General features: G+C 71.3%; 13 protein-coding genes. 7 read left to right on the top strand and 6 right to left on the bottom strand.

Annotation, left to right across the window (positions count from 1 at the left end; translation table 11 throughout):
* Positions 1-47: 47 nt before the first annotated feature.
* Positions 48-1,088, bottom strand: a complete 1,041-nt coding sequence (locus tag ABD298_RS00195) for a universal stress protein (RefSeq protein ID WP_208711349.1) — start codon at positions 1,086-1,088, stop codon at positions 48-50.
* 290 nt (positions 1,089-1,378) lie between these two features.
* Here ABD298_RS00195 and ABD298_RS00190 point away from each other — a divergent pair, with 290 nt between their 5' ends.
* Positions 1,379-2,020, top strand: coding sequence for an FAD-dependent monooxygenase (locus ABD298_RS00190; protein ID WP_344297326.1), 642 nt, complete (start codon positions 1,379-1,381; stop codon positions 2,018-2,020).
* Positions 2,021-2,041: 21 nt separating this feature from the next.
* Here ABD298_RS00190 and ABD298_RS00185 read toward each other — a convergent pair whose 3' ends face one another.
* Positions 2,042-2,710 carry a copper resistance CopC family protein gene (locus ABD298_RS00185; RefSeq protein WP_344297324.1) on the bottom strand — a complete coding sequence of 223 codons (669 nt, stop codon included), beginning with the start codon at positions 2,708-2,710 and terminating at the stop codon, positions 2,042-2,044.
* A 123-nt stretch (positions 2,711-2,833) separates the two neighbouring features.
* Between ABD298_RS00185 and ABD298_RS00180 the strand changes: the two genes are divergently transcribed.
* The 5 genes from ABD298_RS00180 to ABD298_RS00160 all read left to right on the top strand — a co-directional run bounded on the left by ABD298_RS00180 (position 2,834) and on the right by ABD298_RS00160 (position 8,812).
* Positions 2,834-4,285, top strand: a complete 1,452-nt coding sequence (locus ABD298_RS00180) for an NCS2 family permease (protein WP_344297322.1) — start codon at positions 2,834-2,836, stop codon at positions 4,283-4,285.
* A 117-nt stretch (positions 4,286-4,402) separates the two neighbouring features.
* On the top strand, positions 4,403-4,972 hold the full coding sequence (locus tag ABD298_RS00175; RefSeq protein WP_344297320.1) for an NADPH-dependent FMN reductase: 570 nt from the start codon (positions 4,403-4,405) through the stop codon (positions 4,970-4,972).
* A gap of 162 nt (positions 4,973-5,134) precedes the next feature.
* On the top strand, positions 5,135-7,258 hold the full coding sequence (locus ABD298_RS00170; protein ID WP_344297318.1) for an elongation factor G-like protein EF-G2: 2,124 nt from the start codon (positions 5,135-5,137) through the stop codon (positions 7,256-7,258).
* Positions 7,259-7,342: 84 nt separating this feature from the next.
* Positions 7,343-8,395, top strand: a complete 1,053-nt coding sequence (gene hutG / locus ABD298_RS00165; protein ID WP_344297316.1) for a formimidoylglutamase — start codon at positions 7,343-7,345, stop codon at positions 8,393-8,395.
* 27 nt (positions 8,396-8,422) lie between these two features.
* On the top strand, positions 8,423-8,812 hold the full coding sequence (locus ABD298_RS00160; protein WP_344297314.1) for a DUF4190 domain-containing protein: 390 nt from the start codon (positions 8,423-8,425) through the stop codon (positions 8,810-8,812).
* A gap of 72 nt (positions 8,813-8,884) precedes the next feature.
* On the opposite strand, the gene ABD298_RS00155 is transcribed toward ABD298_RS00160, so the two are convergent.
* The 3 genes from ABD298_RS00155 to ABD298_RS00145 form a co-directional block, all read right to left on the bottom strand.
* Complete coding sequence (locus tag ABD298_RS00155) at positions 8,885-9,121, bottom strand: hypothetical protein (protein WP_208711342.1); 237 nt, start codon at positions 9,119-9,121, stop codon at positions 8,885-8,887.
* 178 nt (positions 9,122-9,299) lie between these two features.
* On the bottom strand, positions 9,300-10,901 hold the full coding sequence (hutH, locus tag ABD298_RS00150) for a histidine ammonia-lyase (protein WP_344297311.1): 1,602 nt from the start codon (positions 10,899-10,901) through the stop codon (positions 9,300-9,302).
* 110 nt (positions 10,902-11,011) lie between these two features.
* Positions 11,012-12,742 carry a urocanate hydratase gene (locus ABD298_RS00145; RefSeq protein WP_344297309.1) on the bottom strand — a complete coding sequence of 577 codons (1,731 nt, stop codon included), beginning with the start codon at positions 12,740-12,742 and terminating at the stop codon, positions 11,012-11,014.
* Positions 12,743-12,923: 181 nt separating this feature from the next.
* Between ABD298_RS00145 and ABD298_RS00140 the strand changes: the two genes are divergently transcribed.
* Positions 12,924-13,361, top strand: coding sequence for a hypothetical protein (locus ABD298_RS00140; protein WP_344297307.1), 438 nt, complete (start codon positions 12,924-12,926; stop codon positions 13,359-13,361).
* On the opposite strand, the gene ABD298_RS00135 is transcribed toward ABD298_RS00140, so the two are convergent.
* Positions 13,362-14,708 (bottom strand): LCP family protein, encoded by a 1,347-nt coding sequence (locus ABD298_RS00135; protein ID WP_344297305.1) that lies wholly within the window; start codon positions 14,706-14,708, stop codon positions 13,362-13,364.
* Between the last annotated feature and the right edge of the window lie 53 nt (positions 14,709-14,761).

Here is a 14,761-nt window from a genome sequence, read left to right as displayed (position 1 = left end):
TGCACATGTTTGCATGTGTGGTCCCGCGCTGCAACAGAAGAGTTGCGTCAGGGGGCGAGCATCGGGCCGAAACTGGCCCGGTCGGCGAGCCGCTCGTCGGCGTGGTCCGGGACCACCATGACAGGGCCCTTCGCGTGGTGCAGCACGCCGTCCGAGGTCGAGCCGAGCAGCATGCCGGTGAAGCCCCCGCGGCCGCGGGTTCCCAGGACGAGCAACTCGACGGTGCGGGAGACCTCGACCAGGACATCCACCGGGGCCCCGTCGAGAAGGCTCGTCTGCACCTCGAGATCAGGGAAGTGGCTCTGGAGCCACGCGACGCCGGCCTTGAGCTGGGCACGGATGTCCTCGAACAGCTGCTCCCGGTCCACGGGCGCCGGGACCCACGCCAGGCTGCCGCTGAACTGCGGAACCGCGCACACAACCCGCAGGGGCACGCCCATCATCATGGCCTCCTCCGCCGCGACCAGGACGGCGACCCGGGCCTGGTCCGAGCCGTCGACGCCAACAGCGACCACATGTTCGAGGGACGCGTGGCCCTCCTTGGCCTGCTCGGCCTTGAGGTGCCTGTCCTCGATCTCCTCGCCGATCCTCTCGGCGAAGCGCAGCGGGACGGTCACGGTCGGGCAGGCGGCGTGGGCCGGGAGGGCGCTGGAGACAGACCCGAGGAGCCTGCCCACGAAGCCGCCGCGGCCCCGGGTTCCGAACACGAGGAGCTCGGCGGCCTTGGAGAACTCGAGGAGGACGCCGGACGCGTCGCCGGATTCGACGGAGGAGGTGACCTCAACGCCGTCGACCTCGCCGAGCTTCTCGACGGCCTCCTTCAGGACGGCCTCGGCACCGTCACGGATCACGGTGTCGTCGAAGCTCGCGTAGCCTCCGTCGAGGCCCGACGCGGCGAAGAGGGGGACGCTGTAGGCGGTCACGACGTGCAGGGGGCGCCGACGGCGCTTCGCCTCTGCAGCGGCCCACATGAGTGCGCAGTGCCCGTGCTCGGAGCCGTCCACGCCCACGACGATCCCGGTGGGGAGATCCGACTCGGCGGAGTCCCTTCCGGCCGCGCCATCCTGCGGGTGGAGCTGGTCTGCCATGGCTTCCTCCTCGACTCGCTGCGAGCCTAACACGCCCCTCTCACACTCAATCTCCGCTGGTTTTCAAGGGTGGTCAACCCTCCACGCCGGCATCCCGGAGGCCCCTCCGAGGGCCCCTCGAACCTGCCTGACATCCGTCTACCCATCGACGCGGATCTTCTGTAAGGTTCAACTCGTTGTCGCCGACCGGAGCCCTCACGGGCGCCCCGACGGCATGCGTTGCGAGCAGTCCGGGGGAGACGGGCGCGCAGCTTCCATTCCACTCTGTCCTGCCCGGGGAGGATCAGCCCGTGTCGGTTTCGCCGCGTCCAGGTGTTCAGCCGTTCTACCCCGACGGCCAACCGGGCGGAGGGGCCACTGACGGGCATCCCGAGCACACGAGCGCCGTCGTGATCGGCACCGGGCTGTCGGGCCTCGCGGTCGCCGCCGAGCTCAGCCGCCTCGGGATCGAGACGGTCACCGTGGACGGCCTCGAGTCCTCCTCCCCCAGCACGGCCACCTCGGCCCTGCGCGTCGCAGACCTCTCGAGCGCCGAGTCCGCCGAGTACCTCGAGGTGCTTCGGCACCTCCGCAAGTACGCCGCAAGCCACCGGCTCGACGTGCGCCACCACGTCCCCGCCCGGCACCTCGCGCTGGTCGAGTCCCCGGAGCCGGGCGCGCCGGTGCAGTGGGCGGTGCGCACGGACGACGGCGTGGTGCTCGCCGACGCGGTGATCCTCACCCGGTGCGCCCACAACCAGCTGCGCCGGTTCCTCGCCGACCTCGGCTACTCCCTCGGCGAGCACCTGATGGCCGGGCTCGCCGAGATCGGCCTGTACCTCATCGGCGTCACCGACTTGGAGGCGCTCAGCGCCCGCGAGGTGCTGCGCCAGGCCAAGTCGGTCGGCGCGGACGCGGCCGCCCGGCTCGGGGCCGGCTTGCAGCACGCCTGAGAACGCGTGGAGGGGCGGGGCTCAGGCCCCGCGGTCCTCGCTGACCTCGTCGTTCTCCTCGTCGCCCCGGGCGAGGCGTCGCCGGGCCCCGACGCCCAGCGCGGCCAGCAGGCCCACGGCCACCACGGCGAACACGACGATCATCCACGGGAAGTCGTTCTGCGCCGCGGGGGCCGGCGCGGGCGTCTCGACGGTGCCCGGCTGCGAAGCCTGGATCCCCGGCCCCGCGGCGGACGGCGAGGAGGACGCCCCAGACACCGCGGCCGGCGTCGTGCTTCCCTGTGCCACTGTGTAGGCGAACGTTCCCTCGATGGGGTGCGAATCGGAGCTCACGACGCGCCACACCACGGTGTACTGCCCTGCCGGCGCGCCCGCGCGCAGCTTCTGGTGAAGGCTGCGGTCGACGACCTCCGGGGAGCCGTCGGACCAGGACGTGCCGGACGGGTCGGTGACCCTGACCTCGGCGCCCACGCCCAGAGGCCTCTCGGAGAAGTCGAGGCGGATCTCCCCCGGGGCGGTCGCCGCCGTGGCACCGGAGGCCGGGGAGGAACCCTCGAGAGCATCGTGTGCGAGGGCCGGCGCCGGGGTGGCCACAAGGACGAGCGCCGCGAGCGCGAACGCAGCCAGCACGGGCGCGACCGCCGCCCGGGCGGCAGCGCGCAGCCGGGGGAAGGAGGGGATGATGTGCATCTCACCAGCCTAGGTTTCGACGTTGTGTAGAACAACCGGGCCGCAACTCACGAGTAGGATTGTCCCCGGCCGGCTGCGTCGCCGCCTTCGAATCACCCCCATCACCGCCCCACAGGAGTGCCCATGGCAACGGCTACGGCAACGACATCCGCAGTGGACCGTTACTTCAAGATCAGCGAGCGCGGCTCGTCGGTTGCGCGCGAGATCCGCGGCGGCCTCGCCACGTTCTTCGCGATGAGCTACATCGTGGTCCTCAACCCCCTCATCCTCTCCGGCGCGGACTCGGCCGGGAACACGCTCGGCATCCCGCGCGTGGCCGCCGCGACGGCGCTCGTCGCAGGCCTCCTCACGATCGCCATGGGCGTGTGGGCCAAGCACCCGTTCGCGCTCGCGACGGGGCTGGGCGTCAACGCCTTCGTCGCGGTGACCGTCGCGACCAACCCGGGCGTGACCTGGCCCGACGTCATGGGGCTCGTCGTCGTTGCCGGTGTGGTGATGTTCATCCTCGTGCTGACCGGGTTCCGGACCGCTGTGTTCCGCGCCGTCCCGGAAGGCCTCAAGACCGCCATCGTCGTGGGCATCGGCGTCTTCATCGCCCTGATCGGCCTCGTCAACGCGGGCTTCGTCCGCCGCATCCCGGACGCGGCAGGGACGACCGTTCCCCTCGGGCTGGGGGCGGGCGGCAAGCTGCTGGGCTGGCCCACACTGGTGTTCGTCGTCGGGCTAGTCCTGACCATCGCGCTCATGGTCCGCAAGGTCCGCGGAGCCCTGCTCATCGGCATCCTCGCCGCAACCCTGCTCGCGAACATCCTCGAGCAGCTGTTCCACATCGGCCCGTCCGTGGCGCCGGGCAAGGCGCCGAATCCGGCCGGATGGTCCCTCGTCGTGCCGGGCCTCGGCGATGTCTCACCGGTCGACCTGAGCCTCATCGGACAGGCGAATCCCTTCGGCGCCTTCGCGCACCTCGGCACCCTGGCTGCCCTGCTCATGGCCTTCGTGATTCTCCTGAGCATCTTCTTCGACGCGATGGGCACCATGGTCGGGCTCGCCCGGGAGGCCGGGACGATGGGCAAGGACGGACAGATCCCCAACGTCGACCGCGTCCTCCTCGTCGACGCTTTCGGTGCGATCGCGGGCGGCGGCTCGTCGATCTCGTCGAACCAGATCTTCGTCGAGTCCGGCGCGGGCATCGGCGAGGGTGCCCGCACGGGCCTCGCCTCGGTCGTCACCGGCGCGCTCCTGATCCTGGCGATGTTCCTGACCCCGCTCATCAACCTCGTGCCGTTCGAGGCGGTGGCGCCGGCGCTCGTCGTCGTGGGCTTCCTCATGTTCCAGCAGGTCGCCAAGATCGACTGGCACGACATCGGGATCGCGATCCCCGCGTTCCTCACGATCGGCCTCATGCCGTTCACGTACTCCATTGCCAACGGCCTCGGCGCAGGCTTCATCTCCTACGTCCTCGTGCGCGCCTTCCAGGGCCGCGCCAAGGAGATCCACCCGCTCATGTGGGCCGTCGCGGCGGCGTTCCTGCTCTTCTTCGGCATCGGCCCGGTCGAGCAGCTCCTCGGCATGTAGCTGCTCGGCGCAGCCCTTCACCGCGCGGCGCCGTCGTCATAGGCTGACGACGGCGCCGCGCCGGGTCCGCTGCCCGGCACCCCGGCGGTGCCGCACCGGCAACGGAAGGAACCCCCGATGGCCTACACCGTCGGCTACTTCATCGGCAGCCTGTCCCAGAAGTCCATCAACCGCACGCTCTCCAAGGCGCTCATCCGCCTCGCCCCGGACTCGCTGGCGTTCGAGGAGATCCCGATCAAGGACCTCCCGCTCTACAACCACGACCTCGACGCGGACTTCCCCGCCGAGGGCCGTGCGCTCAAGGAGGCGATCGAGCGAGTCGACGCCGTCCTGTTCGTCACCCCCGAGTACAACCGCGACATTCCCGGATCCCTCAAGAACGCGATCGACTGGGCCTCCCGGCCGTGGGGCACGAACTCGTTCAACCGCAAGCCGAGCGCCGTCATCGGCGCCTCCCCCGGCAAGATCGGGACCGCGGTGGCCCAGCAGAACCTCCGCAGCATCCTGTCGTTCTGCAACTCCCCGCAGATGAACGCCCCTGAGGCGTACATCCAGTACGTCCCCGGCGTGTTCAGCGACGACGGCGAGGTCACCGACGCGAGCACCGAGGAATTCCTGCGCCATTTCATGGAGGAGTTCGGGCTGTTCGTGGAGCGCGTGCTGACGGTCCTGCCGCGCGAGCGCTGAAGGCCCGCCGCCTCGGACCGGCAGCGCTCGCCACCCGGGCGCCGTCGCTGCATCCTCACGGAATAGCTCAGCGGCAATCCTCGCCCCCGCGGAGGATGGGGGGCAGGATAGGACAACAATTCCATCCGCCCCCTGCGGGCACGTGGCACTCAGGAGGACCTGATGTCTGGGAAAGGGACCAGCGGACCCGTGAAGGGGCCCGGCTCCGCCGCCGCGGTGAGCCGCCCCGAGCTCATCCGCAACGTGGCCCTCGTGGGCCATTCCGGATCCGGCAAGACCACTCTGCTCGAAGCCGTCCTCGCCTCGACCGGAGCCATCCCGCGCATGGGTTCGATCGTGGAGGGTACCACCATCGGCGACTCGGACCCCACAGCTGTCCACCAGCAGCGCTCGGTGGGGCTCTCGGCCGTGCCCGTCATGGTGGGCGACACCAAGGTGAACTTCCTGGACACCCCGGGGTACGCGGACTTCATCGGGGAGCTGCGCGCGGGACTGCGGGCGGCGGACGCGGCGCTGTTCGTCGTCTCCGCGGCGGACGGGATCGACGCCGCGACCCGCGCCCTCTGGGAGGAGTGCGAGCGGGTCGGCATGCCGCGCGCCGTCGTCATCAGCCGGCTGGACCACCCGCGCGCAGACTACGACGCTGCCTTGGACCTCTGCCGCGGCGCCTTCGGCGACGCCGTGCTGCCCCTGTATCTCCCGCTGCGCGGGGGTGACGTCCCGAGCCGGCTCGTAGGCCTCCTCTCCGGAACCCTGTCGGACTACTCGGGCGATGAGCTCGAGCCCGAGACCCGGCCGGCCACCGCCGAGGAGCTCGCCGGGTGGGAGGGGCCGCGGGGGGAGCTCATCGAGGGGATCATCGCCGAGAGCGAGGACGAGACCCTCATGGACCGGTACCTGGGCGGTGAGGAGATCGGCTTCGACGTCCTCGTCGACGACCTCGAGAAGGCCGTGGCGCGAGGCGCCTTCTTCCCCGTGATTCCGGCGTCCGCCACGACCGGGCTCGGCACCGCCGAGCTGCTCGAGATCCTCCGGCGCGGATTCCCCTCCCCCGCCGAGCGGCCCGTCCCGGCGGTCACGGACCTGGACGGCAAGCCGGTCAAGCACCTCGTCTGCGACCCGGACGGACCGCTCGTGGGCGAGGTCGTGCGCACCACGGTGGACGCGTTCCTGGGGCGCGTCTGCCTCGTCCGCCTGTTCTCGGGGACCCTGCGCGACGACACCGCGGTCCACGTGTCCGGCCACGGCCTCGCCGACCGCGGGCATCCCGACCACGACAGCGACGAGCGGCTGGGCCACGTGTACCTGCCCTTCGGGTCCACGCTCCACGCGGTGCCGCAGGCCGTGGCGGGCGACGTCTGCGCCGTCGCACGCATCACCGCCGAGACGGGGGACACGATCTCGGCGCGGGAGCTGCCCCTCCTGGTGGCGCCGTGGGACATGCCGGAGCCGCTGCTTCCGGTGGCGGTCGAGGCGGCATCGCACGGGGACGAGGACGCGCTCGCGAAGAGCCTCGCGAAGGTTGCCGCGGGCGATCCGACGCTGCGCGTCGAACGGAACGCCGAGACCCACCAGCTGGTCCTGTGGTGCATGGGCGAATCCCACGCGGAGGCCGTCCTCGACCGGCTGCGGGAGCAGGGCGTCAAGCTCTCGACGGTCGACGTCGTGACCCCCCTCCGCGAGACCTTCGCCAGTGCGGCGGCGGGCCACGGTCGGCACGTCAAGCAGTCCGGGGGCCACGGGCAGTATGCGATCTGCGACATCGAGGTCGAGCCACTGCCCCGCGGTGCCGGGTTCGAGTTCCAAGACCGGGTGGTGGGCGGAGCGATCCCCAAGACGTTCATCGAGTCGGTCGAGAAGGGCGTGCGCGCCCAGATGGTCAAGGGCGTCGCCGAGGGGTTCCCCGTGGTGGACATCCGCGTCACCCTCGTGGGAGGGAAGACGCACAGCGTGGACTCCTCCGACGCCGCGTTCCAGGCCGCCGGCGCCCTGGCCCTGCGGGAGGCGGCGGCTGCAGCGAAGATCAGGCTGCTCGAGCCCGTCTCGACGGTGACGATCAGCGTTCCCGAAGAGCACGTCGGCACGGTGATCAGCGACCTCTCCTCGCGACGCGGGCGCGTCACGGGGACCACGGCCACCGGCGACGGCGCAGCCGACGTGAGCGCCGAGGTGCCTGATTCCGAGCTCGTGCGGTATGCCGTGGAGCTCCGCGGCCTCACCGGCGGGACCGGGACCTTCCGGCGGGAGTACCTGCGTCACGAGCCGGTTGCCGACAAGGCGCACTAGCGGCCGTGGGCGCAGTCCGGCTCCCCGGACTGCGCACGCGCTGGACTCTGGCGCGCCGGGCCATGCATGCGGTGTGCTGGGATGATGAGCGACTCGACCCTTCCCACGGTGGCCGCCGACACGGAGGCCCCCGACGCATCGCCCGAGACCCGTGCCCCCGAGAACCGTGCAGGCCTGACCCGCGAGGTGGCGTTCACACCATGGTCCGGGCGCCATGACGGCGACGCGCCCGGGCACCGCCGCTGGTGGCAGGCCGTGCGCCCATTCACCCCCGAGGCCACCGCGGCGGCATACGACGGCGCCCAGCGCCCGGCCGTGCTCCTCGGCTTCGCGTCCGACGAGGGCGTGCGGCGGAACAAGGGCCGCATCGGCGCCGCCCACGGTCCCGCGGCGATCCGGAGCGCGCTGTCCCCTCTCGCGTTCCACCTCGACAGGCACGTGTTCGACGCCGGCGATGTCGCCGTGCCGCTCGGCACGCCGGACGGCCACGGGCCCCTCGAGGAAGGCCAGGAGCGCTTCGGGACCGTGCTCGCATCGGCGATCGACGCCGGTGCCCTCACGGTGGGCTTGGGCGGTGGGCATGAGACGGCGTACGCGAGCTACCTCGGCGTCATCAGCTCCGATCGCGCCGGTGGCTCGCGCCTCGGCGTGCTCAACCTCGACGCCCACTTCGACCTGCGGGACGAGCCGCGCGCAACATCCGGGACGCCGTTCCTGCAGATGGCCCGGGCCGAGGCTGCGGAGGGCCGGGCCCTGCAGTATGCGGCCCTCGGCATATCCCGTCCCGGAAATACACGAGCGCTGTTCGACCGCGCTGACGAGCTCGGCGCGCGGTACCTGCTCGACGAGTACACCACCAGAGCGACCGCCGAGTCGTTCGTGGAGGACTTCCTCGCCGACCTCGACGCGGTCTACCTCACGATCGACCTCGACGTCCTGCCGGCGGACACTGCCCCCGGCGTCTCGGCCCCCGCCTCACTGGGGGTCCCGCTCGAGGTGATCGTCGCCGTCGTGCGCAGAGTGGCGGCGAGCGGCAAGCTCCTTCACGCCGACATCGCCGAACTCAACCCGTCGCTCGACGTGGACGGGCGGACTGCCCGCGTTGCGGCGCGGCTTGTCGATACGATCCTGGGCTAGCGCCGGGCCGCACGAGGAAGGGGCACCATGCCGCATCAGCCGGACCCCCAGGGCCAGGACGAGCACCGGTGGCAGCCGCCCCCTGCGCAGGGCCCTGCCGGCCAAGTGCCGCCGGGCTACTACTTCCCGCCAGAGCCGCCGGGCAAGACCCTAGGAATCGTGGCCGCGGTCCTGCCGTTCGTCGGCTTGGGCCTCATCGGGCTGGTCCTCGGCATCGTGGCACGCTCCCAGTCCTCCAAGGTCGGGTACCGGAACGTGCCCGCCCTGGTCGGCATCATCGCCGGGGCGGTCACGGTGGTCATCGGCCTCATCGTGGGGATTGCTGTGGCCGTGGTCCTCGCCGGCGTGTTCGGCCAGTGCGCGCAGCTCGGCCCGGGCGTGCACCACGTGAATGGGATCACCATCACGTGCGGGTAGCAGGGCCCGCAGATGCCGAAAGGGCCCGCACCAGTCGGTGCGGGCCCTTTCCGGGTGTGCGGGCGAGGCGGTTCAGCCGCGGCGGACGATCACGCCGTCCGACTTCAGGCAGAGGTGGCGGCCAGCAGGGCCTGGCGGAACGATCCACATGACGTTGCCGCTCAGCGAGACCTCCTCCACGGTGCCCCGCGTGACGACCTTCGCGTGCCGCATGACCTCGACCATCTCGCCCACCGCGAGCTCAGTCCAGTTCTCGATCGGCGCCTGGTATGCCCCGCGTCGGTTCAGAACCGCTCCCCGTGCCTTCATCGATCTCTCCCACTCCTTTGTGCAGAAACATCCGTGACTGATTCGGTATCCGTGAGGCCACGGCTGATGGCCCCAGTGTCGCCCCGTGCGGGGGCGCTCACTTCTTTCTATCGGCTTCTCCGGCGCGTCGCCATGTATGGTTCGACGACGTTTCCGGGATTCCTTGTGCAGTCCGCCATCAGTTGAGCGGCCCTGCGGCCTCCTCGACCGCGGCGAGCAGCTCGCCGCCAGCCAGGACACGGTCCGCTTCCTCCAGTTCGGGCGACATGAACCGGTCCGCGCCCGGCCCGGCCACTGTCCTGCGGAGCACCGTGATGGCCGCCGCCGTCCCCGACCCGGGGACCAGCGCGCCGTCGGACATCTGCGTCCGGAGGTCAATCGCACGCGCAGCGGTGACCAGTTCGATCGCGAGGACCCGGCGGAGATTTTCGACCGCCTTGCGGAGCTTGCGGGCCGCGTGCCAGCCCATCGAGACGTGGTCCTCCTGCATGGCCGAGCTCGGGATCGAGTCGACCGAGGCCGGGACCGCGAGCCGCTTGCAGTCCGAGACGAGCCCCGCCTGCGTGTACTGGGCGATCATGAGGCCCGAGTCCACGCCGGGATCGTGGGCGAGGAACGCCGGAAGGCCGTGGGAGCGAGCGGGATCGAGCATGCGGTCCGTGCGGCGCTCGGCCATCGAGGCGAGGTCCGCGACGGCGATCGCGAGGAAGTCCAGCACGTAGGCGACGGGGGCGCCGTGGAAGTTCCCATTGCTGGAGACACGCCCGTCCGGCAGGACCACGGGGTTGTCGATCGACGCGGCGAGCTCGCGCTCGGCCACTGTAGCCGCGTGCGCGACCGTGTCGCGGAAGGCGCCGGCCACCTGCGGCGCACACCGCAGCGAGTAGGCGTCCTGGACGCGGGTGTCCCCCTCGCGGTGGGACGCGACGATGGGCGAGCCGCGCAGCACCGCGAGCATGTTCGCCGCAGAGTCGGCCTGGCCCGGATGCGGCCGCAGCGGGGCGTGGAGCTCGGGCAGGAACACCTGGTCCGTGCCGAGCAGTCCCTCGACGCTCATCGCAGCCGTGACGTCCGCGGTCTTGGCGAGCTGGCGGAGGTCGTGCAGGGCCATGAGGAGCATGCCGAGCATGCCCTCGGTACCGTTCACGAGGGCCAGGCCCTCCTTCTCGGCCAGCGTGACCGCCTCGATGCCGTGCGCGGCAAGCAGCTGCGCGACGGGAGGCTCCCCCGCGCCGCCGAAGCGCACGCCGTCGGGCCCCTCCGCCTCGCCCTCGCCCATGAGGACGAGCGCCACGTGGGAGAGCGGGGCCAGATCGCCCGAGCAGCCGAGCGAGCCGAACTCGCGGATGACGGGCGTGATGCCCGCGTTGAGGAGCTTCACGAAGGTCTCGAGGACCACCGGACGGACGCCGGTGCGGCCCGAGGCGAGGGTCTTGGCGCGCAGGAGCATAAGCGCGCGCGCGACCTCGCGCTCGACCGCGGGTCCCATGCCGGCTGCGTGGCTCCGGATGAGCGACTTCTGCAGCTGCGTGCGCTTCTCCTGCGGGATGTGCAGGGTGGCCAGGGCGCCGAAGCCGGTCGAGATCCCGTACGCGGGCGTCTCGGACGCGGCGAGCTCCTCGACATGGGCGCGGACGCGCGCGACGGCGTCGAGCGCCTCGGGCGCGATGCTCACAGTCGCGCCGTGGCGGGCGACCGCGACGACGTCCTCGGGCGTGAGGCCGGCGGTCGAGAGGGTGACCTCGGTGGGAAGGTGCGTTTCGGGGGCGGTGAGGGTCATGTCGGGAGTTCCTTGGTGGAAGTGTCCGGAACTGCACAACTCGTGGGCGGGTCGGTCCCTGAGGGCCGCTGACGGATTCGAATTGTGCAGTTTCTGACAGTGCGAGTGGGTCAGCGGCCGGCCATGGGGATCTTCACGCCGCGCTCGGCGGCGACCTCGACGGCGCGCTCGTAGCCGGCGTCGACGTGGCGGATGACGCCCATGCCGGGGTCGTTGGTGAGGAGGGCGGTGAGCTTCGCGGCGGCGAGCTCGGTGCCGTCCGCCACGGAGACCTGGCCGGCGTGGATCGAGCGGCCGATCCCGACGCCGCCGCCATGGTGGATCGAGACCCAGGTGGCGCCGGAGGAGGCGGCGTTGAGGGCGTTGAGGAGCGGCCAGTCGGCGATGGCGTCCGAGCCGTCCTTCATGCCCTCGGTCTCGCGGTACGGCGATGCCACGGAGCCGGAGTCGAGGTGGTCGCGCCCGATCACGATCGGCGCCTTGACCTTGCTCTCGGCCACGAGCCGGTTGAACAGCAGGCCGGCCTGATGGCGTTCGCCGTAGCCGAGCCAGCAGATGCGTGCCGGGAGGCCCTCGAACTCGACGAACTCCTCGGCGGCGTCGATCCAGCGGTGCAGGTGCTCGTTCTCCGGGAAGAGCTCCTTGATCGCCTGGTCGGTGACCTTGATGTCCTCCGGGTCCCCGGACAGGGCCACCCAGCGGAACGGGCCCAGGCCCTCGCAGAACAGCGGGCGGATGTAGGCCGGGACGAAGCCGGGGAACTCGAACGCGCGGCTGTAGCCGCCCTTGCGGGCCTCGTCGCGGATCGAGTTGCCGTAGTCGAACACCTCCGCGCCCTCGTCCTGGAACTCGACCATGGCCTGGACGTGGCGGGCCATCGCGTTCTGTGCCTTCTTGGTGAATCCCTCCGGGTCCGCCTCGGCCTCGTGGTGCCACTGCTCCACGGTGTACTCGGTGGGGAGATAGCTGAGCGGATCGTGTGCCGAGGTCTGGTCAGTGACGATGTCCACCGTGAGCTCGCCGGCGCGGTGGCGGCGCAGGATCTCGGGGAAGACCTCCGCGGCGTTGCCGACGTAGCCGACGGAGAGTGCACGGCCCTCCTCCTTCGCGGCGACGACCTTCGCCACGGCGGCGTCGAGGTCCGTCTCGACCTCGTCAAGGTAGCGCTTGCCGACGCGGCGGAGGAGGCGCGCCTCGTCGACGTCGACGATCAGCACGGCGCCGTCGTTGAGCGTCACGGCGAGCGGCTGCGCTCCGCCCATCCCGCCGCAGCCGCCGGTGAGGGTCAGGGTGCCCTTGAGGGTCGGCTCGGCGAACCTGCCCTCGCCGTGCAGCTTCCGGCCGATGGCCGCGAACGTCTCGTACGTGCCCTGCAGGATGCCCTGGGTGCCGATGTAGATCCACGAGCCAGCGGTCATCTGCCCGTACATCGTCAGGCCCTCGGCCTCAAGGCGGCGGAACTCGGGCCAGGTGGCCCAGTCGCCCACGAGGTTCGAGTTGGCGATGAGCACGCGGGGGGCCCACGCGTTCGTGCGGAAGACCCCCACCGGCTTGCCGGACTGGACGAGGAGGGTCTCGTCATCGTCCATCTCCTTGAGGGTGGCGATGATGGCGTCGAACGCCTTCCAGGAGCGGGCGGCGCGGCCGGTGCCTCCGTACACCACGAGCTCGTCGGGACGCTCCGCGACCTCGGGGTCGAGGTTGTTCATGAGCATGCGCATCGGCGCCTCGGTCTGCCAGGACCTGGCGCTGATCTCGGTGCCGCGCGGGGCGCGGACGGGGCGGGCGCCGGTGGTGAAGTCGGCCTTGCGGGCCGGTGCGGGGGTGGTGCTGTCGGTCATCGTGACTCCTGCGTCGTGATGTCGGGATTGCTTCTGTATCCATGACACCGCGCCGGGACCCGCGTCGACAGCGGCTTGCGAGGGGTGCTGTCCGGGATTGCAGACAGGGCCGCGAACGCCGTTGCCGCGCACGACGGCGGCTGGTTGACTGGGCGCGGAAGTCACCGGAGGGGGCGGCACCATGGGCGAGACGGCCGATCAGCGCAGGACGTACAGCGATCCCGAGGTCTGGCGCGGGCTGCTGTTCAGCGGGGGCTGGGGACGCGCCGCACACCGCGGCAACCCCCGCGGGCGGCATGTCCTCGGCATTGCCTCCACGGCCTGCGGCCTCTTCGCCCTGGTCGGCGCCGCCCTGGTGTCCTGGTTCCTCACCTCCGGGCTCGGCTGGTACGGCCCGCGCGCCATGGACGAGGTGGGGCGCTGGGCGCTCGTCCAATCGGGTGCCCTCGTGGCCGCGTGGGTGTGCACGGGCGCAGCCGTGGCCGGCCTAGCGTGCGGCGCCGCCTCGCTCATCGCGCGCTGGTCCTTGGGCCTCACCGTCATCGGGCTCACGTTCTCGGCCGCGGCGGGCGCGACCGTCGTGCAGGCGTGGGGGCTCTTCTTCTGGAACCACCTGTAGCTACTTGACGCACGGGACGCTGCCGCCCTGGAGTGGGCTCTTCCAGTCCTCGTAGGTCGGGGGCGGTGAGGCGACGGGCGTTGCGCTGGCCGTCTCGCTGGGGGCGCCGCTCGCGGTGGACTGGTCCGCTCCGTCCGAGGAGGGAGCGCCCTCCGGCGAGGCCGGCGCGGAGGCGGGCGGCGGCGTCGTCGGCTGGACGGGCTTCGGTGCGAGGAGCTCCTTTACGAGGGCCTGGATCGCCGGGACGTCGACCACGTTGATCGCCGCGCCCTCGGGCGACCAGCCGAAGCCGACGATCGGCAGGGTCGTGAAGGTGATGTTCCCGCCCGTCAGGGACCTGGCCTGCTGGGCGAGCAGGAGGAGGTCGAGGTTGCGGTCTACGGCCATGTTCTTGCTCACCGCATCGAGGACCGCCTCCATCTTGGGCAGGTTGGTGAAGGTCCCCGCCTGGGTCAGCTGGTGCAGGACGGAGGCGACGAAGGCCTGCTGGCGGCGTGTGCGGTCGAGGTCGGTGAAGTCGTAGGTCGGGTCGCTCGTGTCGCGGCGCTGGCGGACGAATGCCATGGCCTGCCGGGCATCGATCTGCTGCACCCCGGCACGGAAGTCTGCTCCGGAGTAGGCGTCCTGGGTGGCCCGGTTGACGCACACGGTGATGGGCTGGATCGCGAGGGCGACCTGGTAGAAGGCGACCATGGTGACCTCGACGAAGTGGTCGATCGGCACTCCGCCGAGGAACTGGGAGACGGTGGCGATCTGGGCGGCGCGGCCGGCGTCGCGCGCGGCCTGGTAGGTGGCGTCGTCGTTCGGCTTGCCCTGGGAGAGGAGCGCGGACTGCTCGGCAGCGAACCCGTAGCTGTACGCCTCCTTGATCTTGGTGGAGAAACCCCCGCCTCCGGGGATCCCGGCGATCTCCACGTAGTCGTCGCGGGGGATGGAGATCGCGGTGGCCTGCGAGCCGTCGGCGGGGATGTGCACGAGCATGAGCACGTTCGCGTTGTAGAAGCCCCCGCTGTCGTCACCGGCCTGGAGAGCGTCCAGGATGTCCGGCGGGAGGGGCTGGCCGTTCTCGTCGAGCCGGGAGTCGAGGCCCATGACCAGGATGTTGGTGTCCTTGGACAGCGTGGGCGGCGCCGTGGAGGCGGACGGGCTCGCGGCCTCGTCCCCGAAGGCGCGGGTGAGCGCATCCGAGCGGTGGACGTTGGAGTTGAACCGGGCGGCGAGCTGCACGCCGTAGACGACTGCGGCCGCGCCGACCAGCACCACGACGATCCCCAGGGCGAGGCCGATGCGCAGCCACCTCCGACGCAGCGTGGCCCGTCGGTTCCCGCCGCCCTCCTGCTCCCCCATGCGCCGCCATCCTTCCGCGCGATGCGGGCGTGCGGCGACGGACGGCGCCGGCA

Source organism: Sinomonas flava (assembly GCF_039531875.1).
GTDB classification, from domain to species: domain Bacteria; phylum Actinomycetota; class Actinomycetes; order Actinomycetales; family Micrococcaceae; genus Sinomonas; species Sinomonas flava.
This window is presented reverse-complemented; position numbering and strand designations above follow the sequence as displayed.